The organism is Epilithonimonas sp. JDS (assembly GCF_021261315.1).
Taxonomy (GTDB): Bacteria; Bacteroidota; Bacteroidia; order Flavobacteriales; family Weeksellaceae; genus Epilithonimonas.
The window spans coordinates 1,394,328-1,418,693 of record NZ_JAJSAX010000001.1; the positions used below are offsets into that span (position 1 = coordinate 1,394,328).

Here is a 24,366-nt window from a genome sequence, read left to right on the forward strand (position 1 = left end):
CAAAAGTTTATACTGAGCTTGTCGAAGTAGGCTGCGGGATTCTATCTTCTTTTAAGATTTGGTCTTAATAGAAGACTTTTCTATACTTTTGTTAAATGTTTCAGAATCCCCAGTTTCAAAGAATGGATGACTTGTCAGAAAGAAAAGAACCCTTTTTTTTCCTGATCAATTTTTTGGTGGATGAAGTCAGAATTTTCACTAAAAATGAAATTCAAAATAATAGTTTATTAATTGATTTCCCGAATGTTACAAACGTTTATAATGGACACGCGATAATTCCAAACTTCGAATGGAAATCATTCCCGGAAACTTTAGAAGATTATCAAAAAGGATTTGAAATTGTCCAGGAAAATCTCAAAAAAGGAAATTCCTATCTTACCAATTACACCCGAAAAACCGAAATTGAAACCAACTTGACTTTGGAAGATATTTTCAAATTCTCAAAAGCCAAATATAAAATTTTAGTTCCAGATAAATTCGTCTGTTTTTCGCCAGAAACATTCATCGAAATCATTGATAACAAGATTTTTACGCATCCAATGAAAGGAACAATAGACGCGGAAATCGAAGATGCAGAAAACATTTTGAAAAACGATCCGAAGGAAAAAGCAGAACATTACACAGTCGTCGATTTGCTGAGAAACGATTTGAGTATGGTGGCCAACAATGTGCGAGTCAAGGATTTTCAAAGGATCGATTTCATCAAGACAAAACAAAAAAACCTTCTCGCAATGAGTTCCGAAATCGAAGGCGAAATAAAACCTCAATTTCAAAACAAAATTGGTTCTATTCTCCAAAAACTATTGCCAGCCGGCTCAATTCTCGGTGCTCCAAAACCGAAAACATTGGAAATCATCCTCGAAGCTGAAAAATATGACCGAGGTTTTTATACCGGAATTGCAGGTTACTTTGATGGGAAAAATCTTGATTCTTGTGTGATGATCAGATTTATTGAAAAAGAAAATGGAAAACTTTTTTTCAAAAGCGGTGGCGGAATCACGCACCAAAGCGAGTTGACAAGCGAATACGAAGAAATGAAAAACAAAATTTATGTCCCGATTTATTGAAAGCATCAAAGTGGAAGACCAGAAAATCTTCCTGACAGAACTTCATCAGAAAAGAATGAACGACACATTTTCCAATTTCGGAAAAGAATGTAAAATAGATATCAAAAGCTTATTCCTGAATCTGGAACACGATGAAGACGGACTTTACAAATTCAGAATCGAATATGATTTGGAGAATAATTTCAAAACGCAAATTCTTCCGCACGCCATTTCGGAACACGATGATTTCGAATTGGTGACTGATAACGAAATTGATTACAGCTTCAAATCAGCCGACAGAATACAATTTCAAAAATTAAAAGAAAAACGTGGCGCCGAAGAAATCATCATCATCAAAGAAAATCAAATTACAGACACGTCTTATTCCAACCTCCTATTTCTAAAAGATAAAATTTGGTTCACCCCGAAAACTTATCTTCTGAATGGCGTAATGCGACAAAGTTTATTGGCCTCGAAAAAAATTAAACAAACCGAAATTACAATTGAAAATATCAAAGAATTTTCTCATTTTCAATTGATTAATGCAATGAACGATTTTGACGAAATGTTTATTTATCCGATTGAGAAAATCATCAATCTGCCGAAAGAGGAAACGGATTTGGAGTTTTAGTTTATTTTTGAAATTACGGATTTTACTGAATTATCATGGAAAGAAGTTATAATAGTCGCAGAGTTACTTTTGATTTCATTTATTCTACATCTCAAGCCGCCATTTGAATTAATGTAAATGTCATCTTCATCAAATTTACTTTTCAAAGTATCAATTAACAGAATATATTCGCAATCATTCATCCACTTTAAGTTGTAAAATCGTTTATCGCCTATTTTCTTTCCTGTTTTTAAATCGAAAGTCTCTTCAGATTGAAAAGTTTTTTGTCTTTGCAAAATGTATTTTCTATTATCAGTTTTATTAATAAGTTCAAATTTACCAATGTGAAAATCTTCACACTTTAGATTATTTTTACTTTTAAAACCAAGAAATGAAAGAAGGATAAAACAGAGAATTATGTTTTTCATATGATTGTTACTTCAACTCCACAAAATACTGCTTCAAAATATCCGCATTATTACATTCAGAAGTCATTACTTCCAAAATCTTTGGTTTCGGATTGGGTTTGAAGAAGTTTGGTAAAACGCGGTCAAGCGTAATTTCGTCTTCCACTTTCGTATAATCAAAACCGAAATTCTTTGCCAACAGTTCTGCATTTCTGTGATGCGTTGTAGCGATAAACTCGTCCAAAGCGTTGGTTCCGCTTGGTCCGGGAATGATTTTGAAAATATTGCCTTCGCCGTTGTTGAAAATCACAATCCTTGTGTACGGCGGAATATATTGGTTCCAAAGTCCGTTGATGTCGTAGAAAAACGACAAATCTCCTGTAATCAAAATCGTAGGTTCATCTTCCATCATCGCAAATCCCATTGCGGTAGAAGTACAACCGTCGATTCCGCTGGTTCCTCGATTGCAATAGACGTCGTGCTTCTGATAATCAAACAATTGCGCATATCGAATCGCTGAAGAATTGGAAAAATGAATCTTGTAATTTTCAGGAATATGATTGGATAACTGATTGAAAAGATAGAAATCTGAGAAAGGTGCTTTATGCAAATATTCCTCATGTTTCGCATCTTTTTTGTCCTTCAAAACGTCCCAAAGATTGAAAAATGGTCTTGGCTCGAGATTGATGGATTTTAATAATTTGGAGAAGAAAATCTCAGCTTTCGTTTCAATTTTTTGAGTTAAAGCAAAGTAAGTGTCTGGCTGCCAATACTCATCGATGTGCCAATGCTGTGCAGGTTTTGCTTTTCTAAGAAATTGTTTTACCCGTTTTGAAACTACATTTTGTCCGATTGTAATTAACAAATCGGGTGCGTAAGTTCTATAATCTTCTTCAGTAAAATCTGTGATATATCGGTCGATGTGAGCGAAGAATTTCTCGTGTTGAAGATTGGAATTCATTTCAGTCAAAACTACAACCGTATGATTTTTAACCAATTGAGAAAGTTGCGCTTGCAATTCCGGGCTTGGCGCCAATGTTCCGGCAAGAATCAAAATTCGTTTGGAAGTATGCCAATCTGCAACCAAGTTTGTCGGAAGTTCGTAAGCTTTTTTCTGAATTGTTTTTTCGACAACTGGCAAAACAGGCAATTCATCAACCAAGTTGTAAAGTGGCTCTGTCAAAGGAATGTTGATGTGAACCGGACCGCTTTTTTCGATGCAAAGTTCAACCGCTTTTTTGATGGTTTCGAAGTTGTGGTCATCTGCGCCATCTTTCTCGTCTTCCAACAATTCAAAATCGCCGTAAGAATGCTGCTGGAAAAGGTTTTTCTGACGAATCGTCTGTCCATCAAACAAATCAACAAAATCTGAAGGTCTGTCCGCTGTCAAAATCAAAAGTGGAATATTCTGATAAAAAGCCTCCACAACAGCAGGATAATAATTGGTTGCTGCAGAACCACTCGTACAAGTGATTGCGACAGGTTTTTTGATTGATTTTGAAATGCCTAATCCAACAAAAGCCGCCGCTCTTTCGTCCACAATACTGTAACATTGGAACGCATCAATCTCAGAAAAATGAATCGACAAAGGCGCATTTCTGGAACCTGGAGAAATGATGATTTTGTCGATGCCGTATTGTTCAAGAATATGTGCGAGAATTTGGATGCTGCGTTTGGCGGAATATTGCTTCATTAGGGGGAATTTGTTTGGCAAATTTGTGTTCTGTGCTGCAAATTTAATTAAAAGAATCTACTGGCTAAAACAATTCTCATCGTAGTTCAGCATTGTTTTCAATCTTTGATATAAGTCAGGAAATTTGGCTTTCAGACTTTTCGGGTCTTCAAAAAAATATTCCATCACTACTGAAATAAATTCCTTCGAATTTACGAATGCATATTTGCGGAAGAATCCGGAATCCTTTATAGAATTCATATATTTTTCATCTTTGAGTAGTTTTAGAATTTTGCGATGTTCGTCTTCAAAAAGAACATAATCGAATGTGTTGGTTTTTGGTTTGGTTGCCTGATGCAAAATAGCGTGCGTAAACTCGTGAATTCCAAGATTGATATTGTCATTGGAAATTTTGATACCGTGGTAAAAATCTTCCCAGGAAAGAGCGATTGTTTTTTGTCTTGCATTGAATTTGCCCTTATGAAAATCCTGATTGATTGTAGAAAAATAAGCGTTTGGATAAACAATTATTTTGTCAAAAGAATCCTGAAGTTTGACATTCATTCCAAAGGTCAGTTCAGTAAATGTTGCAGCAATCAGGATTTTTTGTTGCTGGGAAAGTGTGAGATTATCTTGTTCGATAATTGGATATGATTTAAGAAAATGCCTTATCTTATTTTCAAATGACCTTTTAAATTTTGGCTTTAGTCTTTTATAAAACCGAATTTCTTTTTCTAAAAAGTAGCGGTCATTATCAGATAAGGATTTTGGGAACAAGGAAAAATGATTAAATAGCGGTCTTTTGAAAATCGTTAAAAACATCGGCTCAAAAAATGCTCTAAATAAAATCAGAGAAAGAGAAGAGGTAGCGAAAATAATATAGATGTATTTCAAATTTTTTCTTAAAAATTACTAAAACAATCGCAATTGTTGCGTCCGACTTCCTGTAAAATGTTCAATTGTAAGACTTGCTCTTTCCTTGTTGCTGAAAAATTTCTTCTTCCCGATTTCAAACGTTTTATGAATCATCTCTGCAATATTCCCTTCACCTTGATAACGCTGGAAAAACCGCTTTTCGCCAAGATTTCCGCCTCGCATCGAGCGAATCAGATTCAATACTTTGTCTTTTCTCTCGGGGAAATGGGTTTCCAGCCATTGAATAAAAACGGGTTCAACCGTGTCATTTAATCTGACCAAAGTGTAACCGCAACTTCTCGCACCAGCTTCGGAAACGGCTTTCATTATGCCGAGACTTTCGTCGCTCGTCAAACCCGGAATGACTGGCGCAATCATCACATTCACGGGAATGTTTTTCGATGATAAAACTTCGATGGCTTTCAGTTTATTTTTTGCGGTTGAAGTTCGTGGTTCCATCACGCGTCGAAGTTCTTCGTTGATTGTCGGAATACTCAGCGAAACGGAAATCAGATTTTTCTCCGCCATTTTTTCGAGAATGTCAATATCTCTCAGAACCAAAGCGTTTTTGGTAATGATGGAAACCGGATGTCTGTAATCCAAACACACCTGAAGTAGTTTTCTTGTGATTTCAAATTGTCTTTCAATCGGCTGATAACAATCTGTGTTGCCAGAAAGCATAATGGTTTTCGGAACGTAAGATTTCTTCTGAAAGGTTTTCTCCAAAAGTTCCGACGCATTTTTCTTGACCATCAATTTTCTTTCGAAATCAACGCCTGCACTGTAACCCCAAAATTCGTGAGTCGGTCGGGCGAAACAGTAGGAACAGCCGTGCTCGCAACCTTGGTACGGATTCATAGAATAATCCATCATCAGGTCTGGACTTTTGATGACGTTGATGATGCTTTTCGGGAAAACTTCTGTGACTTGTGTTTTGATTAAATCCAATTCAAAATCTTCCGGTTCGTGTGTGAATCGGTCAAATTTGTTGACGACATTTCGTTGAGCGCCTTGCCCTTTTGGGATGAAATCTGACATTGGAGTTTTAATTTTCTCGCAGATTTAAGTGATTTTCGCAGATTTTCAATGAGAAATAATTTGCTCAATCTGCAAAATCAGCGAGAGAATAATTTCAAAATTATCATTTGAAAAATAAAATCTCTCTTAAAATTCCGGAAAGTTTTCCACAAAAAAATCCGGCTCGTGAGAACCGGAAATCTGTATAATTAAAATAGTGTGTGTTATAAAAATGCGTCCAACTCTACGCCGTCATCCGCCGCTGCATAAGGACTTCTCTTAGAATTCCCGAATAATAGATGATGGTCAGAATAATCGCTGTTGTAAACTCTGTTTCTTAAATACTTTTTCGCCAGCAAAACTCCCAGAACAGCTGCTGTCCCGAAGATTCCGGCAAAGATGATTTCTACGTTTCTCTTCATATTCTTAAAGATTAATAATTTTTTCCCAGCAAAAGATGTTCCTTTTTGATTTGCCAAGCTCAATCTTATCAAAAATTTAAGATTCTGAACGGCAGTTTTTACAGTTCAGTCGGTTTTTTTAACAATTCGGTCATATATAATTGCCTAACTTTTCTTTCTGTCCTAATTTTGAACACAAGAAATTAAAATATGAATAAGAAATCATTAATAACACTCTCGTGGATTACACTTGGCTCATCCATTTTTTTCTTCACTTTTTTCTCAAATGAAAAGACTTTGGAAAACTTTGGATACAACTTGCTGATTTCTGCAATGTATGCATTCGGATTAGGCTTGAGTAATGGTTTTGTAAATGATTTTCTTAATAAAAAACTATCGTGGGCCGAACAGACGAGGCTTAGAACCATTGTTGGAATCGTAGCAACATTGATTGTCAACTTCATTATGGTTTATTTGTGTACTTATTTGAACTATGTCGTCATCCAAAAAGTAGCCACTGCAGAAGATATCTTTTCCAAAAAATACACTTTTAGCATTTGGTTTATGATAAATTTTGCGTTGATGATTTCGGCCTTCCTTCACGCGAAAGGTTTTATGGAAGAGCTGAAAAAAACTTCGAAAAAAGAAGTCGTAGAACAGAAACTCATCGCCAAATCTGCCAACGCCCAATTCGAATCTTTGAAGAATCAATTGGACCCGCATTTTCTTTTCAATTCTCTGAATGTTCTCACAGCTTTGATTGATGAAAATCCGGAACAGGCGCAAAAATTCACAACATCGATGTCGAAAATCTATCGATATGTTTTAGAACAAAAGGACAAGGAAATGGTAAAAGTAGAGGATGAGATAGAGTTTGCTAAAATTTATTGCAACCTTCTGAAAACCAGATTTGAAGATAGCGTGAATTTCACGTTTGACATCAATCCCGACGATTTGCAAAAACAAGTTGTGCCACTTTCATTACAATTATTATTAGAAAATTGCATCAAACATAATTTCGCCACATCATCAAAACCATTGAATGTCAGAGTCTTCACAGAAGGAAAGTTTCTTTCAATCGAAAATAATCTTCAGGTCAGAGAACAACTTACGGAAAGCGCGGGAATCGGCTTGTCAAACATCGTTCAGCGATATGCACTTTTGACCAAAGACAATGTTTATATAGAAAAATCAGAAGAAAACTTCAAAGTCAAAATACCAATATTAATAGAAAAAAACTCACAAAAAATGACAACGTACACCTCACAAACCACAGAAAATGCAGCTTACGAAAAAGCGGTAAAAAGAGTAAAAGAACTGAAAGGTTTCTACGGAAATTTAATTTCCTATTGCATCGTGATTCCTTTTTTGGTCATTATCAATCTCATCACGTCGCCTAGAGAAATCTGGTTCTACTGGCCAATGTTGGGCTGGGGAATTGGATTGGCAGCGCACGGAATGAACGTTTTTGCCATCGGTAAAAACTGGGAAGAAAAAAAGATTCAGGAGATAATGAACAATCAGAAATAACTAAAACAGATAACAATGGAACATATCAATAAACAAAATCCGCGTTACGAAGTGGCCGTGGAAAGAGTCAGAAAAATCAAAAAATTCTATACAGGAATCTTGGTTTTTGCAATTGTCTTCGGAATCGTTTATGGAATTAAATTTTTCAAACACGGATTTCCGCAAAACCTTGGAGAGATGCAAGTTTCCTGGATTTTTATCATCTGGGGATTGATTCTCGCAATCAAAGGAATTAAGCTGTTTTTCTTCAACTCCGATTGGGAAAATGATATGATTAATAAAGAACTCAAAAAACAAAACGATGGAAATTATCAAAGATAAAAACGAAATCAAATACCTTGAAGCTAAGAAAAGAGTGAAAAAGCTGAAAGGTTTTTACATCCATTTGACGATTTATGTTCTTGTAAATCTTCTAATTGTGTTCATTAATATTCAAGATTTGAAACCTGGCGAAAGTTATTTCAAATGGGAAAATTTCATCACCTTGTTCTTCTGGGGAATTGGTTTGTTAGCCCACGCAATGAGTGTTTTCGTTCCTCAATTCGTTCTCGGAAAAAATTGGGAAGAGCGAAAAATCCGGGAATTAATGGACAAAGAACAATAATAATTTACCTAATTTCGAATCAAATAAAATAAACTATAAAAATGATAAGAACGATAATCATCGAAGACGAAAAACCGGCAGTCAGACGACTCGAGAAATTATTGGGTTTGTTTTCTGATTTAGAAGTAGTTGCAAGCCTTAATTCTGTGGAGGAGTCAGTCGAATGGTTTAAGGAAAATGAACATCCGCAACTGATTTTTTCGGACATCGTTCTCGGCGATGGATTGTCGTTTGATATTTTTGATAAAGTTTCTACGAAGGCTTTTATCATTTACACAACGGCTTTTGACCAATATACTTTGAAGGCTTTCAAACTCAACAGCATCGATTATCTTCTGAAACCTATTGAAGAAGAAGATTTGGCAAAAGCAATTGAAAAATTCAAATCTTTTTTACCAGAGCAAGGCGCTGTTAATTCACAGGAAATCAGACAAATCGTTAAAAAAGAACAAGCAACGCTTTCCCGGATTTTGGTCAAAATTGGTTATAATTTGAAAGTGGTTTCCATCAATGAAGTCAGTTGTTTCTACAGCAAAAATAAAATCGTTTATCTTCAAACCAAAGAACGTAATTTTCCAACAGATTTTACATTGGACGAATTGGAAAATGTTTTGGAACCATCCAAATTTTTCCGTGTCAACAGACAATTCATTATCAGCTCGGATTATATCAAAAACATTCACACTTCCCCGAATTACAAAGTAGATTTGGAGTTCCAACCAGACGAAGAAATTACGGTAAGTCGTGATAGAGTAAAGGATTTTAAAGATTGGTTGGCAGGAAATTAGAAGTGAAAAAACCTCCAGATTTTCTGAAGGTTTTACTATTTAAATTTGATTGTAATTAAGCTTTCTTGCGCTCCGGTCTTTGTCCGTCATTTCTAAAGCCACCTTTCTGATGTTCTTTGCGATTCGCCTGGAACTTTGCATATTGGTCTTTTGATAGGATTTTCTGAACCTTTCCATCAAAATCTTTTCTGTCTTTTTCAAAGTTCGCCTTCATTTTAGAATCGTGCGTTCTTTGGCCTTTTTCGCCCTGAGGTCTGTTTTTTGCAAACTTTGCTTCCCGGTCTTTGTAAAGCGCCTGTATCTTTTGTTTCTGTGCAGGCGTTAGATTGTAGTTGTCAAACTCTTTCATTCGCTGTTCTGCTGTTGGTCTTTGACCTCTGTCTTGTCTCTCTTGTGCGTTTATCGTTAATGCTACAAATAAACCTGCGACTACTAATAATTTTTTCATAATAAATAAGTTTACATGTTAAAAAATGTTTTTGTTGAGTGATACTGAACAATTAACATTCCTTTATTCATCGTGGTTTAGTGGTTATAGATAGAACTCGGTTTTGTATCGACGAACGTAAACATTGTATAGACAAAACAGGCTTCACGAAAATTCCGCGAAGCCTGTTCAATTATTTAATTCTGTTTATTTTTAAGCAATTACGCCACTTCCAATCAATTCATCATCGATGTACCAGGCCGCAAATTGCCCTTCTGCAATCGCCGACTGTGGATTTTCAAATTCCATATAGAATCCATTTTCGAATTGATGAATCGTGGCTTTTTCCAAAGTTTGTCGGTATCTGATTCTCGCCATTACTTCCATAGATTCGCCATTTTTTAATCTCAAATCTTCGCGAACCCAATGCAATTCCGCATTTTCAATTTTCAAAGCTTTTCGGAAAAGTCCGGGGAAATTTTTCCCTTCACCTACGAAGATGATGTTGTTTTCCATTTCTCGGCAGATGATGAAACAAGATTCCTTGTGGCCGCCAATTCCCAAACCTTTGCTTTGGCCAATCGTGAAAAACTGCGCGCCTTGATGCTTGCCAATCACCTTTCCGTCCTCTTTTTTATAATTGATTTTCGCCGACAGATATTCCAACTCTTCTAATTTTGAATTAAAAGTTGGAACTTCTTTATGGAATTCAGCAAAGTCATTGAAGATTTCCACGATTTCTCCTTCTTTCGGAACCAATTGTTGTTGTAAGAATGTCGGCAAACTCACTTTCCCGATGAAACAAAGTCCCTGAGAATCTTTCTTATCCGCGGTTACCAATCCGATTTCCTTAGCGATTTCCCTTACTTCAGGTTTAGTTAATTCTCCGATTGGGAACAGCGCTTTCGACAATTGGTCTTGGCTCAACTGACAAAGGAAATAACTTTGGTCTTTGTTGTTATCTTTCCCGGCCAAAAGATGAAAAATCTCTTTCCTGTTTTCATCAAAAGTAGAAGTCACGCGCGCATAATGTCCAGTCGCAACTTTCTCAGCACCAAGCGATAAAGCTGTTTTCATAAACACATCGAATTTCACTTCGCGGTTGCAAAGTACATCGGGATTTGGCGTTCGTCCTTTTTGATATTCGTCAAACATATAATCCACGATTCGCTCCTTGTAGAGCTCGCTCATATCAATGACCTGATAAGGAATTCCTAATTTTTGTGCGACGAGAAGCGCATCATTACTGTCTTCAATCCACGGGCATTCGTCTTCCAATGTCACCGATGCATCGTTCCAGTTTCGCATAAAAAGTGCGATAACCTCGTGACCTTGCTGTTGCAGAAGATAAGCGGTCACGCTAGAATCTACGCCTCCGGAGAGGCCAACTACTATTTTCATTTGATTTCAATTTTACGAAACTCTTGACGGGAGTTCTTAGTTTGAGATTGCAAAAATACAATTAAAACTTTCGCAAAAAAACCATAATTTTAAGGATTGATAAAAACGATAGTCTCAAAAAGAGTAATTTGGGCAGCTATTCCGCCTTCCACTCCCTCCCGATTTTACATCGGAATCCACTCAAGTCGGGCTGCGAGCTTTTGTATTTGAACAATATTTCATTCTAAAAATGACATTAATTATGAAAAAGTTATTTACCCTTTGCTTGATTTTTATAAGTTTTCTAAGCTTTTCCCAAATTGCAATGAGTCCGCAGACGCCCGCAAACCGCTGGACTTTCGGTGGCGGATTGGGTATTGGTTTCGGAAGTGACAGCTATTTTAATCTTCAGGTTTCCCCGAGAGTTGGCTACAAAATCACAGATCAATTGGAAGGCGGAATGATAGGCAATGTTTCCTGGCAAACTTCCAATTTCTACAAATCGACAATGTTCGGGGTTGGTCCTTTTATGAATTATTATTTTGCGCGTTCTTTCTTTCTAGGTGCCAATCTTCAGCAATATTTCATTAATTCTGAAGAGAAATATAACGGCTACAAATTTAGAACCGATGAAACGGCTCTTTATCTTGGAGGCGGATATATGCAACCGTTAGGAAACAATGCATTTGCCCAATTTGGATTGATGTATAACGTTTTATGGAAGGAAAGAAGTAGTATTTTCAGTACCGGATTTATCCCAAGTGTGGGATTTGTGGTAGGCTTATAAAAAAGTAAAGTCCTCCTATTTATCATCATTCGTGTTTGGGATAGATTTTTTTAGAGGACCTTATTAGGAGCTGCAAATGTAAATTGATTTTCTGGAACAAAAATTAACCTTTGTTAATTTCCTTTAAAAAGTCGCTTTTTTATTCTGCTAAGAGATACTGGCGTGATTCCCAGCAATGAAGCGATATATTTTGATGGGACTTTCTGCAGAACTTTCGCATTTTCTTCCAAGTGTTTCTGATACCTTTCCTCTGGATTCAACAGTACGAAATCTTCGATGTTTTTTAACAGAATACCAATCATTGCCAAAAACATATTGGCTCGCAGATTATTGATGGTCAGACTTTTTTGTGAACCAAGATGAATAGCGTCATAAGTCAGTTCAAAAAGTTCGGTTTCCCCGATGGATTGGTAGAAATACCTTGATGGCTGATTGTAAATGATGCCGTCGTAATTGCCGAAAAAACTCTTCTTATTATGGAAAAGAATGGTTTTTTCTGTTCCGTTATCTTCCAGATGATAAACCCGGACAATGCCACTTTTGATGAAATAAACCTTGCGGTTGTTCTCGCCGGATTTGATGTAAGTTTCCCCGGATTTGAATTTCCTCACTGTGGTGTAAGGCGCAAGAATTTCGATGTCTTCTTTTGTAATTCCCGGAACACTTTGCAGTAAAAACTCTTTTGAAGCTTCATCCATAATGTAAAAAAGACCACTTTTTAGGGTGGTCTCTGTAGTATTTAAAATTATTTATTTTACGATTTGTTCTTCTTTTACAGTTTCGCCTTCCAAACCATCTTTGGCCTCGTTGACTTTCAGTACAACTGTTTCACCTTCACCAAATTGTTTGTTGACAAGCATTTCAGCCAACAAGTCTTCGATGTATTTCTGGATCGCACGTTTCAGAGGTCTCGCTCCGAAATCTTTGTCCCATCCTTTTTCTGAGATGAAATCCTTTGCTTCTTCCGTCAATTCTATTCTGTAGCCTAATTTTTCCAATCTGCCATATAGTTTTGACAATTCCAAATCGATGATTCTTTTAATATCTTTTTGCTCAAGAGAGTTGAAGATAATAATGTCATCAATTCTGTTTAGGAATTCCGGCGCAAATGCTTTCTTCAAAGCGTTCTCAATCGTAGACCTTGCTCTAGCATCGGTATTGGTTTTCTTCGCATTGGTTCCAAATCCTACACCATCTCCGAAGTCTTTCAGGTCTCTGGTTCCGATATTCGAAGTCAGGATAATGATTGTATTTCTAAAATCAATTTTTCTACCTAATGAATCGGTTACAAAACCTTCGTCCAAAATCTGCAGCAAAATGTTGAAAACATCCGGATGCGCTTTCTCAATCTCATCAAGAAGAACGACTGCGTAAGGTTTTCGTCTGACAGCTTCCGTCAATTGTCCACCTTCTTCGTATCCAACGTATCCTGGAGGCGCTCCAACTAATCTGGAAACCGCAAATTTCTCCATATATTCGCTCATATCGATTCTAATCAAAGCTTCGTCTGAGTCGAATAATTCACGAGCCATTACTTTTGCCAATTCAGTTTTACCAACACCAGTTGTTCCAAGGAAAATGAATGTCCCGATTGGTCTGTTTGGGTCTTTAAGACCAGCTCTGTTTCTTTGGATGGCTTTCACCACTTTCTTCACAGCATCTTCCTGGCCGATAACTTTTCCATTAAGTTTCTCGTCCATCTGAGCCAGTTTATCAAGCTCATTCTTGCCAACTTTCGTTACAGGGACCCCACTCATCATAGAAACTACTTCCGCAACGCTTTCTTCGGTCACTTCTTCTTTTTTCTCTTTGACGTCTTTGTCCCACTGTTCCTGCGCAAGATTCAATTCAATTTGAAGTCTTTCTTCCTCATCTTTCAGCTTTCTGGCTTCAAGATAATCCTGAGCTTTAACCGCTTGCTGTTTTAATTCCTTCACTTCTTCAATGCGCGATTCGTGCTCGATAATTTCAGAAGGAACTTTCATATTTTTGATATAGACTCTGGATCCGGCCTCGTCCATCGCATCAATCGCTTTGTCCGGAAGGAATCTGTCTGTGATGTATCTCGCGGTCAAATTTACACAAGCCTGGATTGCTTCATCTGTATAATGAACGTTGTGGTGATCTTCGTATTTATCTTTGATCTGATGAAGGATTTGAATCGTTTCGTCTACTGTAGTTGGCTCAACCATTACTTTTTGAAAACGACGTTCCAAGGCTCCATCTTTCTCAATATATTGTCTGTATTCGTCAAGCGTTGTAGCACCAATACATTGGATTTCACCTCTTGCCAACGCCGGTTTGAACATATTGGAAGCATCTAAACTTCCCGTAGAACTTCCTGCGCCAACAATCGTGTGCAACTCATCGATGAAAAGGATGACATCGCGGTTTTTCTCCAGCTCTGTCATAATCGCTTTCATTCTTTCTTCGAATTGTCCACGATATTTTGTTCCGGCAACTAAACTTGCCAAGTCTAAAGTAATTACTCTTTTACCGTAAAGAACTCGAGAAACTTTCTTCTGCTGAATTCTCAAAGCCAAACCTTCTGCAATCGCCGATTTACCAACACCTGGCTCACCAATCAAAAGAGGATTGTTTTTCTTTCTTCTTGATAAAATCTGAGAAACCCTTTCAATTTCTTTTTCACGACCGATAACTGGATCCAGTTTTCCATCTCTTGCAAGGGATGTTAGATCACGACCGAAGTTATCCAAAGTTGGAGTCTTACTTTTCTGAGCACCAAGATTTCCCGTCGGCTTTTTCATCTGGCTGTAAGGTTCTTCTTTCTCTTCGTCATCATCATACGCGCTGTTTTGCGGCAACTGATCGGTGTTTTTCAACATTGTTCTGTATGCTTTTTGAACAGCATCATAATCGATATCGTAAGCCTGCAGAATATTTGCTGTAGGATCTTCTTGTTTGTAAAGAATACCTAACAGAAGATGCACCGTATTGATATCCGAAGATTGATATTGGCGGCATTCCAGCTCAGACCTTTTCACAGCCTGATCTGCCATTTTTGTGAAAGAGATACTTCCCATATTCGCTGTAAACGGATTTGAGTTTACAGAGCTCAGGGTTTCTATTTTTCTTTTTATCTGGGTAAGATCCGCGCTTAGACTTTCGAGGATCTCTTTTGCAGAATTTTCAGTTTTGATGATTCCTAAAAGGAAATGTTCAGTATTCAGAAATTCACTCTGCAAACGCCTTGCTTCATTTTTGCTTTGTTTGAACACGCGGTTCAAACCGTCTGAAAATTTATAATCCATAATTAAAAATTATACACTAAGTTATGTTTTTTATGATAAATCCTACAATTAATTATTGTAAAATTTAAATATTTGTTTGCAAATAGATTGCCATCTGAAAAAAACGGACTTTATGACTTGATTTTTTTAAAAATTGTTTAGGTTTGTAAACCTCAAAAAAACTAAATGAATAACTGGTCAGAATATGTGGGTTATCTAGCCTCGATTTTCGTGGTCGTGAGCTTCCTGCTCAAAGATATTAAAACGATAAGAACCGTCAATTTATTGGGTTGCATCTGTTTTGTAATCTACGGAATCTACAGCGGAATGCTTTGGCCAATCATCATTCCTAATGCTGTATTGGCAGTGATTCAGATCTATAACATTGTAAAAAAGAGTTAGAATGAAAGTTATTGTTAGTGTTTTTAATAATTTACTTACAGACCAGCGTGTCGAAAAACTATGCAAAACACTCTATGATAATGGTTACGAACCTGTTTTAATCGGTAACAACTGGCTCGGCGCACCGGAAATGGATCGCCCTTATCCGTTTTTCAGAATCGAATTAAAATCCAAAAAACTGCGGTTTGCTTACATCGAATTTCAGCGAAAACTCTACAAAGAAATTCTGAAAAATGCTGACAATAAGACCATTTTATTAGCCAATGATCTGGAAACATTAATGCCAAATTATCTGGTTTCCAAAAAACTCAACATTCCAATCATCTTCGACAGCCACGAGATTTTCACAGAAATGCCGACCATCCAAGGCCGTTGGGTAAAGCACGTCTGGAAGAAAATAGAAAAAACATTCGTCCCGAAAATCAAACGAATGATCACGGCAAGTAATTCCTACGCCAATTGGTTTGTGAAGGAATACAATATCAATAAACCTTTGGTCATCAATAATTTGCCAAGAAAAATCGAGTTTACAGGAACGAAGGAAAATTCGCAAAAAGTAATTCTTTATCAGGGCTGGCTCAACTATTCGAGAGGAATCGACAAAGCAATTCTTGCAATACAATCGATTGAAAACGCAGAACTTTGGATTGCCGGCGGCGGACCTTTAGAAAACGAATTTTGGGAATTGGCAAAACAATCCGGAGTGGAGAATAAAGTCAAATTTCTTGGAAAATTATGCCCGGAAGATCTTCGTCAGATCACGCCAAAAGCTGATGTCGGACTGAGCATTGAGGAAAATAACGGACTGAGTTATTACTATTCTTTACCAAACAAGATCTCAGATTACATCCAGTCACGAGTTCCTGTTGTCGTTTCCAATTTCCCGGAAATGAAAGAAATTGTGCAGACTTTTGGCGTAGGAGAAATTATAGAAAATCATTCGCCGGAACATCTTGCCGAGAAAATTAATCTGGTTCTGGAAAATGGTAAAGCCTTCTATCTTCACAACCTGAATGTAGCGTCCGACGAGCTTTGCTGGGAAAATCAGGAAGAAAAAATCCTGAAACTGTTCAGCGATGCCAGAAAAGATTTGGAACAAAGTCATTAACTTTTGTGCTTTTGTTGAATCTAAAAGTTGCATCATTCTTGCAATACAAACTTTCTAAAACAATGAAAATGAAATCTTTATTATTAATATTCAGTTTAGCTTTGATGACTGTAAGTTGCGGAAGTCAAACCTATTTAGATCCAGCCACGCTCAGTTCAGTTGTCGAAAAAAAGGAATTTGATTTCAATGCAACCAAGGCTTTTCCAACAAATTATGATGTTATCAACGTGATGAATTCGATGCCGGGATCTACCGGAACTCGAATTCTGAATCTTGATCCGGGCAATGGTTTTAATTTGAAAAAGGATTTGTTCAGCGTTGCTTTGCCATATTTTGGACGGGCTTTCAATGCAAGTCCAGGTGATGCCAACAACGGCGGAATCAGGTTTGAATCCAAAGAATTCAACGTTAAACAATCCACGACCAAAAAAGGGAATGCGCTTTTTACGATTACTCCGCGCGACCAGAAGGAGAACTATGTTTTCAATCTGGAAGTGTTTAAAAACGGAAGTGCATTTTTATCCGTTAATTCGAATAACAGACAGCCGATCAGTTTTGACGGCAACATTTCGGTTAAATCCAATTAATTTCCCAACAGCTTTTTTACAAATTCCCTGGCTTCTGAACTTGAATTTGAATGGAGTTCGGAAGCATTTTTTTTGTGCTCCACATAAGAATTTTCCAATGAATTATCGCGTTTAGCTTTTTCCAGAATATATTCTTTGACCCAAAATTCGAATCTTTTTTCAGCTTGATCTCTTCGGTTTTCCAGAAAACTTCCATTTTTATTTTTGAGTGAAATGAAGTTTTCAATCTTTTCATAAGTTTCAGAAAGACCTTCATTTTCTAAGGCTGAACCTAATATAATTGGCACTTTCCAATCTTTTTCTTTAGCAGTGATGAACTGTAAAGCTCTGGATAATTCCGTTTTCGTAAGTTTGGCTTTGGCGAGATTTTCGGAATTGACTTTATTAATGAAAATCAAATCTGCCATTTCCATAATTCCGCGTTTGATACCTTGAAGTTCGTCGCCGCCACCAATAATTTTTAGAAAAAGGAAGACATCTGTAATATCATTGACTAAGGTTTCACTTTGTCCAACACCGACCGTTTCTATCAGAATATAATCGTAACCTGCTGCTTCACAAATCAATAAGCTTTCGAAAGTCGTATTCGCAATCCCACCAAGAAATCCGGAACTCGGACTCGGGCGGATGAAAGCATTTGGATCTTTTGCCAGCTCTTCCATCCTGGTTTTATCACCAAGAATACTTCCTTTGTTGATTGAGGAGCTGGGATCCACCGCTAAAACGGCCACTTTCTTTCCTTTCTCGATTGCCAGTTTTCCAAATGTTTCTATAAACGTAGATTTTCCTGCGCCAGGAACGCCAGTGATTCCAATTCTGATGGAATTTCCAGTGAGAGGAAGAATCGCTTTTAGGAGCTTATCGGCAAGATCTCTATGTTCTGATTTTTTACTTTCGATGAGTGTAATGGCTTTCCCAAGAATCCGTTTGTCAGACGCTTTGATTCCTGCGATGTAATCGTCGATGCCGAACTGCTTTGCCATATTTGGAATTGTTACAAATTAATGATCAACTGTGGAAGCTGTCATCAAATTAATTACTTTTGAATTAAATCAAAATCAAAAATAATGAAAAAATACATATATAGTTTGTGCCTTGTTGGTGTGATCGTTTATTCTTGTAAAACGCAGCATGCCGCTCCTGCTAAAACATCGCCAGAAACTTCTACAGCAATAGCTAATCTTAGCAAGGAAGAAATGCTAAAAAAAGGTGAAGATCTATTCAATCTGAAGTGCGGCAGATGCCACGGATTGCCGTCGCCAGGAGATTTCACAGTGGCTGATTGGAAACCGATCATCGCTGCAATGGCACCAAAAGCAAAACTAAATGCAGAAGAGACCAATTGGGTTTTGGCTTATGTGAATGAGAATGCTAAGAAATAAAAAAGAGAAACCAGAAAGTTTCTCTTTTAGTCATTAATACAGGGTACGTTTTACATTTTACAAAAATTACCACGGACTAATTCCAGTTTCATCTTCAATATCGTTGCTGAAAAACTGGCCAGTTGACGCATTTTCATCTGTCAAAGTATGTTTGATAATGAAGCTGGCTGCACTTTCCACAGAACCAGGACCGCTGTGATGGTTGAAATCTGTCGCTGTGTAACCAGGATCGATGACATTCACTTTGAATTTTGAATCTTTCAATTCGTGAGCTAAAACTATCGTGTACGCGTTCAAAGCTGTTTTGGATGGTCCGTAAGCCGCAGATTTTACTTGATAGTATTTCCAGTTCGGGTCACTGTGAAGCGTTAAAGAACCAAGTCCGGAAGTAATGTTGCTGATTCTCGGACTTTCAGATTTCTTAAGTAGTTCCAAAAATACCTGCGTCACATTGATCACACCGAAAAAATTAGTTTCAAAAACTTCTTTGATATTTTCAACAGAAGTTTCTGTAGCAGTTTGAGGCTGTGTTCCCAGAATTCCCGCATTGTTGATCAGAATATCCAGTTTTCCGTGCTCTCGTTCAATGCTATTTTTAGCTGCTAAAACTGATTCTTGATTGGTAACATCTATTTCAATTGCTTTGATGTTGTTAAATCCTCGCTCATTAAGTTCTTTTACAATTGCTTCACCTTTTGAAAGGTTGCGACTTCCTAAATATACGAATAAACCTTTTGCTGAAAGTTGTTTTGCTGTTTCAAGACCAATACTTCTGTTGGCACCTGTTATTAATACTGTTGTCATTTTTTCTTGTTTTAAATTGATGATGTAAAATTGAACCAATTCAAAACATTAGCATTTGCCAAATGACAAAAAGCAAATGATAATCAAATGTTTTTTCTGATTCGGCTAAGTGAAGATTGTGTAACACCAAGGTATGAGGCAACATAAGATAACGGAATTCTATTCACGACATTAGGATAGATCTCCAAAAATTTGAGATAACGTTTGGTCGCATCTTCAGTAACAAGCGGACTTCTCCGTTCCACTTTTTGTAATAAAGCTCTGGAAATAATCTTGTTGACAATGACATCGAAACCAACAATGGTCTGCAAAAGTTCCAACCAATCTTTTCTTGAGAATATGATCATTTTACAATCTGTAATGGCCTGAACGTAAGAACTGGAAATGATTTGATTATCAAAACTTTCCAGGTCGACAACCAGATTGTTTTCCTCGATGAAATATTTGGTGATCTCTTCGCCTTCATTGTTGTAATAGCAAACACGCAGAATTCCATCGACAACAAATCCAACCTGACTCGCAATTTTCCCGGCCTCGGAAAAATACTCATCTTTTTTGAAATCAATTTCTTTGGCTTTACTCTTAATAAAGTCCATTTGCTGAGGATTGAAATTCCCGAAGCGTAAAATAAAATCGAATAATTCTTTCATTGTGGAAACTTAGGGACAAAAATTCTGGGTTGATTTGTCATTTGGTAAAAAATCAAGCTAAAAATTTCTCCAAAATCTCCACCGCACTTTTCGGCAAATTCGTTCCCGGACCAAAGATATGATGCGCGCCGTTTTGGTATAAAAATTCGTAATCCTGTTGCGGAATCACACCTCCAACGACGATTGTAATATCATCTGCACCCAATTTTTTCAACTCTTCCACCACTTGAGGAACCAAAGTTTTGTGACCTGCTGCCAAAGACGAAACGCCCAAGATATGAATGTCATTTTCCACCGCCTGTTTCGCGACTTCTTCCGGCGTTTGAAATAATGGCGCAACATCGACGTCAAATCCCATATCTGCAAACGCCGTTGCGACTACTTTCGCACCGCGGTCGTGACCATCTTGTCCCATTTTTGCAACCATAATTCTTGGTCGTCTTCCTTCTTGGTCTTCAAATTTTTGACTTAAGGCCACGGCTTTTTCAAAGTATTCATTTTTGCTTGCATTCATCGCGTAAACTCCTGATATGGTTCTGATATTGGCTTTATAACGCCCGAAACTTTCTTCCATTGCATCACTCATTTCGCCAAGTGTGACTCTTCTGCGAGCAGCTTCAATACAAAGTTCCAGAAGATTTCCGTTTCCTGTTTTTGCCGTTTCTCTGATTTTATTTAAAATTTCATCGACAGATTCTGAATTGCGTTCGGATTTAATTTTGTCTAATCTTTCGATTTGTTTTCTGCGTACTTCCGTATTATCGATGTCGAGGATTTCGATTTCGGTTTGTTTTAAATCGGATTTGAAGGAATTGATGCCGATGATGAATTCTTCTCCGCTATCGATTTTTGCTTGCTTGATGGCCGATGCTTCCTCGATTCTCATTTTCGGAATTCCGGCTTCGATGGCTTTGGTCATTCCGCCTTCTTTTTCTACTTCATCGATGAATTTCATTGCTTCCTCAATCATTTGTTGCGTTAAAGTTTCAATCAAATGACTTCCGCCCATTGGGTCAACGACGTCGCAGATTCCGCTTTCTTGTTGAAGGATAATTTGTGTATTTCTTGCGATTTTCGCCGAATAATCTGTTGGTAAAGCAATCGCTTCATCCAAAGCATTGGTGTGCAGAGATTGCGTTCCGCCTAAGGCCGAAGACAAAGCTTCAATCGTTGTTCGGGTGATATTATTAAAAGGTTCTTGTTCCGTTAAACTCCAGCCAGATGTTTGCGAATGGGTTCTTAAGGCTAAGGATTTTTGATTCTGAGGATTGAATTGTTTTAGAAGATTTGCCCAAATATATCTTGCCGCTCGCATTTTCGCAATTTCCATAAAATGATTCATTCCGATGGCCCAGAAAAAGGATAATCTTGGAGCGAAATCATCGACGTTCATTCCGGCTTTTATTCCGGTTCTGACGTATTCCAAACCGTCGGCTAAAGTATAGGCCATTTCCAAAACCGGCGTTGCACCAGCTTCCTGCATATGATAACCCGAGATGGAAATCGAGTTGAATTTCGGAATATGCTTGGAAGTGTATTCGAAAATATCGGCGATGATTTTCATTGATGGCGTTGGTGGATAGATGTAAGTGTTTCGCACCATAAATTCTTTCAAAATATCATTCTGAATCGTTCCGGAAAGCTTATCCATCGAGATTCCTTGTTCTTCTGCCGAAACAATATAAAAAGATAAAATCGGCAAAACGGCGCCGTTCATTGTCATCGAAACTGAGATTTCGTCTAATGGAATCTGGTCAAACAAAATCTTCATATCCTCCACCGAATCTATTGCTACGCCTGCTTTTCCAACGTCTCCAACAACTCTTGCGTGGTCTGAATCGTAACCGCGATGTGTTGCCAAATCAAATGCAACGGAAAGACCTTTTTGTCCAGCCTGGAGATTTCTTCTGTAAAACGCATTGGATTCTTCGGCTGTAGAAAAACCTGCGTATTGGCGGATGGTCCAAGGTTTTTGAACATACATCGTGGAATATGGACCACGAAGAAAAGGCGCAATCCCTGCGGAGCCTGCTTTGATGTCTTTGTTTTTGACATCTTCGCTGGTGTATTTTGATTTCAGTTCCAAACCGTCTTTTTCAAAAGTGTAATTTTCCGAATTGGAATCGAAGGTAATGTTCTTGAAATCAGGATTTTGGTTTTGGATTTTGTGGCGCATTTTGGATTGGTCTTGATGAAAGTAAATGTAAGGATTTTTAAAAATGTATTGAACCACAAAAGGCACAAAAGTTTTTTGCATTTGAGTAAAAGCGAGTTAATGCTAAATGAAAATTAAGAACACATAAATTTTATATGCTGAACACTTCGACTCCGCTCAGTGTGACAAATCTAATATTAGCTTAATGTTTTAACAGTGTCAGTCTGAGCGGAGTCGAAGACTTTTCAGTTTGAAACATCACCGCAAGCGACAATTTGTCATTAATTGTTGGATGGTCTTTTTTTTGTGAAATCTTGATGGACTAGGGAAACCCGCGACAGGGATAGAAGTGGAAATCCTTTTGCTTGGGAAATGCGTCAATCGGTGACAAATCGTGAAAAGCAAAAGATTGCAACGGATAGCCCGGTGACAAAATAGCGTGGGATTTAGCTTTGGCTTTTGGCAGTCGCCCAAACTATGTTTGAGAGTGGGAGAGTTCGGGAGTTTGAGATTAAAAAATTAACAAAAAATATATAAATATGTCAACAGGAAGTATTAATGTGTCGGTGGAGAATATTTTTCCGCTGATCAAGAAGTTTCTTTACAGTGATCACGAGATCTTTCTTCGTGAATTGATTTCGAATGCGACGGATGCAACGACGAAGTTGAAACATCTGACCGTGATCGGTGAAGCGAAAGTGGATTATGGTAATCCGATCATCGAGGTGAAAATTGATAAGGAGGCGAAAACGCTGAGCATCAAGGATCAAGGTCTTGGGATGACGGGCGAGGAAGTTGAGAAATACATCAACCAAGTGGCGTTTTCCGGTGCGGAGGAATTCCTTGAAAAATATAAGGATTCTGCGAAAGATGCTGGGATTATCGGCCATTTTGGTCTTGGATTTTATTCGGCGTTTATGGTGGCGGAGAAAGTGGAAATCTTCACGAAATCTTACAAAGAAGATAGTAAAGCAGTTCGTTGGATCTGCGACGGAAGTCCGGAATATACTTTGGAAGAAACCGAAAAATCTGACAGAGGAACGGAAATCGTGCTTCATATTGCAGAGGATTCTTTGGAATTTTTGGAAGAATCTAAAATCCGTGAGCTTTTGACGAAGTATAACAAGTTCAATCAAATTCCAATTAAATTTGGGACGAAAACGGAGACCTTGCCTTTGCCAGAAGGTTCTGCGGAAGATGCAAAGCCAGAAACGGTTGAGGTAGATAATATCATCAACAATCCAACGCCGGCTTGGACAAAAGCGCCGAGCGAACTGAAAGCTGAGGATTACAACAATTTCTACAGAGAATTGTATCCGATGCAGTTTGAAGATCCGTTGTTTCATATCCATTTGAATGTGGATTATCCGTTCAATTTGACGGGTGTTTTGTTCTTCCCGAAATTGGCGAACAACCTTAATATCGAAAAAGATAAAATTCAGTTGTATCAAAATCAAGTCTTTGTGACGGATGAGGTGAAAGGAATTGTTCCTGATTTCTTGATGTTGCTGAGAGGTGTGATCGATTCTCCGGATATTCCATTGAACGTTTCCCGTTCTTACTTGCAGGCTGATGGCGCAGTGAAGAAAATCTCTTCTTACATCACGAAAAAAGTGGCGGACAAAATGGTTTCTCTTTTCAACGAAAATCGTGAAGATTACCAGCAAAAATGGAATGACATCAAGATTGTGATCGAGTACGGAATGATCTCTGAAGATAAATTCTATGAGAAGTCTGACAAGTTTGCGCTCTATCCAACGACGGAAGGTCAATATTATCTTTGGAATGAATTGGTTGAGAAGATCAAACCAACTCAAACGGACAAAGATGGAAAAACAGTGATCCTCTACGCAACCAACGCGGATGAGCAACACAGCTACATCGCGTCTGCGAGAGACAAAGGTTATGAAGTCTTGTTGTTGGATTCTCCAATTGTTCCGCACTTGATCCAGAAATTGGAAAGCTCTAAGGAAAATGTTTCTTTTGCAAGAGTAGATGCAGATCACATTAATAATTTGATCAAAAAAGACGAACCTGTTATTTCAAAATTGAATGAAACGGATAAGGAAACTTTGAAGAAAAATATCGAGGAATCTATCAATGATCAAAAGTTTACCGTTCAGTTGGAAGATCTGGATTCTACAGATGCACCGTTTACCTTGACTCAGCCAGAGTTTATCAGAAGAATGAAAGATATGCAGGCGACCGGCGGTGGAGGAATGTTCGGAATGGGCGGTTTCCCGGAAATGTATAATTTGGTGGTGAATTCTAACTCAGATTTTGCTGGAGAATTATTGAAAAAAGATAATGCGGAAGAGAAAACTGCGATGATCAATCAAGCTTTGGATCTGGCAAAATTGTCTCAGAATCTTTTAAAAGGAAAAGAATTGACAGACTTTATCAAGCGTAGTTTTGAGAGTTTGAAATAATAGTATTTCATTAT

At 37.6% G+C, this 24,366-nt stretch carries 25 protein-coding genes; 12 read left to right on the forward strand and 13 right to left on the reverse strand.

Annotated elements, in window-relative coordinates; translation table 11 throughout:
- The first annotated feature begins 95 nt into the window (after positions 1 to 95).
- Both LUD75_RS06585 and LUD75_RS06590 read left to right on the forward strand, forming a co-directional pair.
- Entirely contained in the window at positions 96 to 1,067 is a 972-nt protein-coding gene (locus LUD75_RS06585; RefSeq protein ID WP_232704858.1) for an aminodeoxychorismate synthase component I, read from the forward strand.
- Entirely contained in the window at positions 1,051 to 1,677 is a 627-nt protein-coding gene (locus LUD75_RS06590) for an aminotransferase class IV (RefSeq protein ID WP_232704859.1), read from the forward strand. The genes LUD75_RS06585 and LUD75_RS06590 overlap by 17 nt, the downstream gene beginning before the upstream one ends.
- On the opposite strand, the gene LUD75_RS06595 is transcribed toward LUD75_RS06590, so the two are convergent.
- The 5 genes from LUD75_RS06595 to LUD75_RS06615 all read right to left on the reverse strand — a co-directional run bounded on the left by LUD75_RS06595 (position 1,674) and on the right by LUD75_RS06615 (position 6,089).
- Positions 1,674 to 2,084 (reverse strand): hypothetical protein, encoded by a 411-nt coding sequence (locus LUD75_RS06595; protein ID WP_232704860.1) that lies wholly within the window; start codon positions 2,082 to 2,084, stop codon positions 1,674 to 1,676. The genes LUD75_RS06590 and LUD75_RS06595 overlap by 4 nt on opposite strands.
- Before the next feature lie 7 nt (positions 2,085 to 2,091).
- Entirely contained in the window at positions 2,092 to 3,756 is a 1,665-nt protein-coding gene (gene menD / locus LUD75_RS06600) for a 2-succinyl-5-enolpyruvyl-6-hydroxy-3-cyclohexene-1-carboxylic-acid synthase (RefSeq protein WP_232704861.1), read from the reverse strand.
- Positions 3,757 to 3,813: 57 nt separating this feature from the next.
- Complete coding sequence (locus tag LUD75_RS06605; protein ID WP_232704862.1) at positions 3,814 to 4,629, reverse strand: zinc-dependent peptidase; 816 nt, start codon at positions 4,627 to 4,629, stop codon at positions 3,814 to 3,816.
- A gap of 18 nt (positions 4,630 to 4,647) precedes the next feature.
- Positions 4,648 to 5,688, reverse strand: a complete 1,041-nt coding sequence (locus LUD75_RS06610) for a PA0069 family radical SAM protein (RefSeq protein WP_232704863.1) — start codon at positions 5,686 to 5,688, stop codon at positions 4,648 to 4,650.
- A 203-nt stretch (positions 5,689 to 5,891) separates the two neighbouring features.
- Positions 5,892 to 6,089, reverse strand: a complete 198-nt coding sequence (locus LUD75_RS06615) for a hypothetical protein (RefSeq protein WP_232704864.1) — start codon at positions 6,087 to 6,089, stop codon at positions 5,892 to 5,894.
- 189 nt (positions 6,090 to 6,278) lie between these two features.
- On the opposite strand from LUD75_RS06615, the gene LUD75_RS06620 reads away from it, so the two are divergent.
- Genes LUD75_RS06620 through LUD75_RS06635 form a run of 4 tightly spaced genes read left to right on the forward strand, consistent with a single transcriptional unit; the run spans position 6,279 to position 8,990 of the window.
- A complete protein-coding gene (locus LUD75_RS06620) occupies positions 6,279 to 7,598 on the forward strand; it encodes a 2TM domain-containing protein (RefSeq protein ID WP_232704865.1) in 1,320 nt (439 codons plus the stop codon).
- Positions 7,599 to 7,613: 15 nt separating this feature from the next.
- The gene (locus tag LUD75_RS06625; protein WP_034973720.1) at positions 7,614 to 7,919 is read left to right on the forward strand and encodes a 2TM domain-containing protein; all 306 of its coding nucleotides are present in this window, start codon (positions 7,614 to 7,616) and stop codon (positions 7,917 to 7,919) included.
- Positions 7,900 to 8,202: a 2TM domain-containing protein gene (locus LUD75_RS06630; RefSeq protein WP_232704866.1), complete on the forward strand. Its 303-nt coding sequence runs from the start codon at positions 7,900 to 7,902 to the stop codon at positions 8,200 to 8,202. The genes LUD75_RS06625 and LUD75_RS06630 overlap by 20 nt, the downstream gene beginning before the upstream one ends.
- 41 nt (positions 8,203 to 8,243) lie before the next feature.
- Positions 8,244 to 8,990, forward strand: a complete 747-nt coding sequence (locus LUD75_RS06635) for a LytTR family DNA-binding domain-containing protein (RefSeq protein ID WP_232704867.1) — start codon at positions 8,244 to 8,246, stop codon at positions 8,988 to 8,990.
- Between the two features lie 55 nt (positions 8,991 to 9,045).
- Here LUD75_RS06635 and LUD75_RS06640 read toward each other — a convergent pair whose 3' ends face one another.
- Both LUD75_RS06640 and mnmA read right to left on the reverse strand, forming a co-directional pair.
- A complete protein-coding gene (locus tag LUD75_RS06640) occupies positions 9,046 to 9,438 on the reverse strand; it encodes a hypothetical protein (RefSeq protein ID WP_232704868.1) in 393 nt (130 codons plus the stop codon).
- Positions 9,439 to 9,630: 192 nt separating this feature from the next.
- Positions 9,631 to 10,818, reverse strand: a complete 1,188-nt coding sequence (mnmA, locus tag LUD75_RS06645) for a tRNA 2-thiouridine(34) synthase MnmA (protein WP_232704869.1) — start codon at positions 10,816 to 10,818, stop codon at positions 9,631 to 9,633.
- Between the two features lie 241 nt (positions 10,819 to 11,059).
- Between mnmA and LUD75_RS06650 the strand changes: the two genes are divergently transcribed.
- Complete coding sequence (locus tag LUD75_RS06650; protein WP_232704870.1) at positions 11,060 to 11,584, forward strand: hypothetical protein; 525 nt, start codon at positions 11,060 to 11,062, stop codon at positions 11,582 to 11,584.
- Positions 11,585 to 11,697: 113 nt separating this feature from the next.
- Here the strand turns inward: LUD75_RS06650 and LUD75_RS06655 are convergent, their stop codons facing one another.
- Both LUD75_RS06655 and LUD75_RS06660 read right to left on the reverse strand, forming a co-directional pair.
- Positions 11,698 to 12,282: a Crp/Fnr family transcriptional regulator gene (locus tag LUD75_RS06655; protein ID WP_232704871.1), complete on the reverse strand. Its 585-nt coding sequence runs from the start codon at positions 12,280 to 12,282 to the stop codon at positions 11,698 to 11,700.
- Between the two features lie 51 nt (positions 12,283 to 12,333).
- Positions 12,334 to 14,856, reverse strand: a complete 2,523-nt coding sequence (locus LUD75_RS06660; RefSeq protein ID WP_232704872.1) for an ATP-dependent Clp protease ATP-binding subunit — start codon at positions 14,854 to 14,856, stop codon at positions 12,334 to 12,336.
- Positions 14,857 to 15,021: 165 nt separating this feature from the next.
- Between LUD75_RS06660 and LUD75_RS06665 the strand changes: the two genes are divergently transcribed.
- From LUD75_RS06665 to LUD75_RS06675, 3 genes are all read left to right on the forward strand, one after another.
- On the forward strand, positions 15,022 to 15,237 hold the full coding sequence (locus LUD75_RS06665; protein ID WP_232704873.1) for a uroporphyrinogen decarboxylase: 216 nt from the start codon (positions 15,022 to 15,024) through the stop codon (positions 15,235 to 15,237).
- 1 nt (position 15,238) lies between these two features.
- Positions 15,239 to 16,345 carry a glycosyltransferase gene (locus LUD75_RS06670; RefSeq protein WP_232704874.1) on the forward strand — a complete coding sequence of 369 codons (1,107 nt, stop codon included), beginning with the start codon at positions 15,239 to 15,241 and terminating at the stop codon, positions 16,343 to 16,345.
- A gap of 68 nt (positions 16,346 to 16,413) precedes the next feature.
- On the forward strand, positions 16,414 to 16,932 hold the full coding sequence (locus LUD75_RS06675) for a DUF4251 domain-containing protein (protein WP_232704875.1): 519 nt from the start codon (positions 16,414 to 16,416) through the stop codon (positions 16,930 to 16,932).
- Here the strand turns inward: LUD75_RS06675 and meaB are convergent.
- Positions 16,929 to 17,915, reverse strand: a complete 987-nt coding sequence (gene meaB, locus LUD75_RS06680) for a methylmalonyl Co-A mutase-associated GTPase MeaB (RefSeq protein WP_232704876.1) — start codon at positions 17,913 to 17,915, stop codon at positions 16,929 to 16,931. The genes LUD75_RS06675 and meaB overlap by 4 nt on opposite strands.
- 84 nt (positions 17,916 to 17,999) lie before the next feature.
- Here meaB and LUD75_RS06685 point away from each other — a divergent pair, with 84 nt between their 5' ends.
- Complete coding sequence (locus LUD75_RS06685) at positions 18,000 to 18,314, forward strand: hypothetical protein (protein WP_232704877.1); 315 nt, start codon at positions 18,000 to 18,002, stop codon at positions 18,312 to 18,314.
- Between the two features lie 66 nt (positions 18,315 to 18,380).
- Here LUD75_RS06685 and LUD75_RS06690 read toward each other — a convergent pair whose 3' ends face one another.
- The 3 genes from LUD75_RS06690 to scpA all read right to left on the reverse strand — a co-directional run bounded on the left by LUD75_RS06690 (position 18,381) and on the right by scpA (position 21,944).
- Complete coding sequence (locus LUD75_RS06690) at positions 18,381 to 19,118, reverse strand: SDR family NAD(P)-dependent oxidoreductase (RefSeq protein WP_232704878.1); 738 nt, start codon at positions 19,116 to 19,118, stop codon at positions 18,381 to 18,383.
- Positions 19,119 to 19,201: 83 nt separating this feature from the next.
- Positions 19,202 to 19,768, reverse strand: a complete 567-nt coding sequence (locus LUD75_RS06695) for a Crp/Fnr family transcriptional regulator (protein WP_232704879.1) — start codon at positions 19,766 to 19,768, stop codon at positions 19,202 to 19,204.
- A 52-nt stretch (positions 19,769 to 19,820) separates the two neighbouring features.
- Positions 19,821 to 21,944 (reverse strand): methylmalonyl-CoA mutase, encoded by a 2,124-nt coding sequence (gene scpA, locus LUD75_RS06700; RefSeq protein ID WP_232704927.1) that lies wholly within the window; start codon positions 21,942 to 21,944, stop codon positions 19,821 to 19,823.
- 518 nt (positions 21,945 to 22,462) lie between these two features.
- Here scpA and htpG point away from each other — a divergent pair.
- Entirely contained in the window at positions 22,463 to 24,352 is a 1,890-nt protein-coding gene (gene htpG, locus LUD75_RS06705; protein ID WP_232704880.1) for a molecular chaperone HtpG, read from the forward strand.
- The last annotated feature ends 14 nt before the right edge of the window (positions 24,353 to 24,366 follow it).

Coding starts and splice junctions, on each gene's coding strand:
- LUD75_RS06585 (WP_232704858.1), top strand. CDS start 96: ATGTTTCAGAATCCCCAGTTTCAAAGAATGGATGACTTGTCAGAAAGA.
- LUD75_RS06590 (WP_232704859.1), top strand. CDS start 1,051: ATGTCCCGATTTATTGAAAGCATCAAAGTGGAAGACCAGAAAATCTTC.
- LUD75_RS06595 (WP_232704860.1), bottom strand. CDS start 2,084: ATGAAAAACATAATTCTCTGTTTTATCCTTCTTTCATTTCTTGGTTTT.
- menD (WP_232704861.1), bottom strand. CDS start 3,756: ATGAAGCAATATTCCGCCAAACGCAGCATCCAAATTCTCGCACATATT.
- LUD75_RS06610 (WP_232704863.1), bottom strand. CDS start 5,688: ATGTCAGATTTCATCCCAAAAGGGCAAGGCGCTCAACGAAATGTCGTC.
- LUD75_RS06615 (WP_232704864.1), bottom strand. CDS start 6,089: ATGAAGAGAAACGTAGAAATCATCTTTGCCGGAATCTTCGGGACAGCA.
- LUD75_RS06620 (WP_232704865.1), top strand. CDS start 6,279: ATGAATAAGAAATCATTAATAACACTCTCGTGGATTACACTTGGCTCA.
- LUD75_RS06625 (WP_034973720.1), top strand. CDS start 7,614: ATGGAACATATCAATAAACAAAATCCGCGTTACGAAGTGGCCGTGGAA.
- LUD75_RS06630 (WP_232704866.1), top strand. CDS start 7,900: ATGGAAATTATCAAAGATAAAAACGAAATCAAATACCTTGAAGCTAAG.
- LUD75_RS06635 (WP_232704867.1), top strand. CDS start 8,244: ATGATAAGAACGATAATCATCGAAGACGAAAAACCGGCAGTCAGACGA.
- LUD75_RS06640 (WP_232704868.1), bottom strand. CDS start 9,438: ATGAAAAAATTATTAGTAGTCGCAGGTTTATTTGTAGCATTAACGATA.
- mnmA (WP_232704869.1), bottom strand. CDS start 10,818: ATGAAAATAGTAGTTGGCCTCTCCGGAGGCGTAGATTCTAGCGTGACC.
- LUD75_RS06650 (WP_232704870.1), top strand. CDS start 11,060: ATGAAAAAGTTATTTACCCTTTGCTTGATTTTTATAAGTTTTCTAAGC.
- LUD75_RS06655 (WP_232704871.1), bottom strand. CDS start 12,282: ATGGATGAAGCTTCAAAAGAGTTTTTACTGCAAAGTGTTCCGGGAATT.
- LUD75_RS06660 (WP_232704872.1), bottom strand. CDS start 14,856: ATGGATTATAAATTTTCAGACGGTTTGAACCGCGTGTTCAAACAAAGC.
- LUD75_RS06665 (WP_232704873.1), top strand. CDS start 15,022: ATGAATAACTGGTCAGAATATGTGGGTTATCTAGCCTCGATTTTCGTG.
- LUD75_RS06670 (WP_232704874.1), top strand. CDS start 15,239: ATGAAAGTTATTGTTAGTGTTTTTAATAATTTACTTACAGACCAGCGT.
- LUD75_RS06675 (WP_232704875.1), top strand. CDS start 16,414: ATGAAATCTTTATTATTAATATTCAGTTTAGCTTTGATGACTGTAAGT.
- meaB (WP_232704876.1), bottom strand. CDS start 17,915: ATGGCAAAGCAGTTCGGCATCGACGATTACATCGCAGGAATCAAAGCG.
- LUD75_RS06685 (WP_232704877.1), top strand. CDS start 18,000: ATGAAAAAATACATATATAGTTTGTGCCTTGTTGGTGTGATCGTTTAT.
- LUD75_RS06690 (WP_232704878.1), bottom strand. CDS start 19,118: ATGACAACAGTATTAATAACAGGTGCCAACAGAAGTATTGGTCTTGAA.
- LUD75_RS06695 (WP_232704879.1), bottom strand. CDS start 19,768: ATGAAAGAATTATTCGATTTTATTTTACGCTTCGGGAATTTCAATCCT.
- scpA (WP_232704927.1), bottom strand. CDS start 21,944: ATGCGCCACAAAATCCAAAACCAAAATCCTGATTTCAAGAACATTACC.
- htpG (WP_232704880.1), top strand. CDS start 22,463: ATGTCAACAGGAAGTATTAATGTGTCGGTGGAGAATATTTTTCCGCTG.